Here is a 1,720-nt window from a genome sequence, read left to right as displayed (position 1 = left end):
GAGCGGGCCCGGCGGATCAGCGTGCTGGCCGTATACGAAAAGGCGAAGGCGGAACGGATCGCGCCTGCCGCCGGACTGAGCCTGGCCGACGTGGTCGCGATCGCGCCTGTCCTGGTCTCCGGGCCCGCGTGACCGCGGCTGCGCTCGTATGCCGCCCAGCCCAGCGACGCCGACCCCGGGCCCCGCCGCCCCGCAGACCCCGGCACCGGCTGCCGCCGAACCACCTACCACGGCCACTGGAGCCCCGGCCCCCGCCATCGTCCGCCCCACGTCCCAGGCAGCGGCGGCACCCGAGCTGCCCGCTGTTCCTGCGCCCGCACCCGCTCCTGAGACCGCGGCTGTACCGGTACCCGCGACACTGGGGGAGTCCCGCGTCCTGCCGTCCATCCCCGACGGTCTCGACGGGGACCGCTGGTTCGCCCACACCGCGAACCTGGCCTCCACCCACCCCAACTTCACCCAGCAGGCCCGCTCTACCGTCTTCCTCGACACCACCACCGGGATTCTGGTCCACCGCGACCGGACCACCCGCCTCGATCTGCCGACCGCCTCGGCCGGGGAGATCCTCGACGCCGTCTTCCACACCGTGCCCGAGGGCGTGGAGCGGATCTACGTCACCGCCGGTGATCCCTGGCACCGCGACGCCAGCCGTCACCCCTACCTCAAAGACGCCGTCGCCGCCTGGCTGAGTGCCCCTGCCTCCAACTGGCGCACCGACACCGGCCGCGGCAAGGACCGGATGGCCGGGCACTTTGTCCACGCCCGCAATCCCGTCGGCCGCTACCAGCACATCAGCGCCGAACAGCACGTGGAGATCCGGTCGGTAGGGGAGTGGTTCGACTCCGACAGCGCCGATCCCGCGACCATCCGCGACGCGTTCGTCCTGCTGTGGAAGGCGCTGCGCGTCCACTGGCCCGACGCCGTCGTCATGGGATCCCCCTCACAGACCGGCCGTGACCTGTGGACCCGCACCATCCCCACCCGCGGCCAGTACGCCGACGGCTATCCCGTCCTGTCCGAGGAACTGCGCGGCCTGCTCCATGCCACTGCCGGCCAGGGACGCACCGAACTCATCACCCCGCCCGCCGTACCGGAACACCTCCCGGCCCTGGCCGAGTACGACCGGACCTTCGCCTACGCCAAGCACACCTGGAAGTCCCCGGTCGGCACCCCCCAGCGGGTCACTGCAGCGGCATTCGCTTCCTGGAGCGAGAAGGAGCAGGCAAAGGCCCTGTTCAGCTGCGGCCACTGGCACGTCCGCGTCACTGTCCCCGCCACCTGGAACCACGTCGGGATCCTGCCTGCACCCGCTCCCGGCGACCGCGCCTGGCACTATCCCAGCACCCCCGGAACCACCTTCACCACCTGGGCCGGCGGACCCGAGATCTACACCGCCCTCACCAACCCGATCACCCCGTGGAAGATCGAAATCCTCGACGGTATCCTCTGGCAGGACGGCAAACCCCTCGACGACTGGGCGAAGAAACTCAAAGAAGCCTGGGCTGCCCTCGCCGCACAAGCAGAACTCCACGGAGACCCCATCCAGCGCCTCGCCGCCCACCTCGCCTCCCGCGCCGTCCGTGCCCTCCTCCTCTACGGCATCGGCGCCTTCGCCCAACGCCCCCGCACCGTCACCGGAACCACCCCCCGCACCCACGAACGCGACGTCCCCCCGGACGCCGAGATCATCGGCTTCGACAAGGACACCATCACCTGGCAG

General features: G+C 71.0%; 1 protein-coding gene. It reads left to right on the top strand.

The features are described 5' to 3' along the window. Window positions 1–148: 148 nt before the first annotated feature. The coding region (locus WH07_RS34195; RefSeq protein ID WP_052744656.1) for a hypothetical protein at window positions 149–1,720 on the top strand (1,572 nt) is incomplete at its 3' end.

It is taken from the genome of Streptomyces odonnellii (assembly GCF_000981895.1).
Taxonomy (GTDB): domain Bacteria; phylum Actinomycetota; class Actinomycetes; order Streptomycetales; family Streptomycetaceae; genus Streptomyces; species Streptomyces odonnellii.
This window is presented reverse-complemented; position numbering and strand designations above follow the sequence as displayed.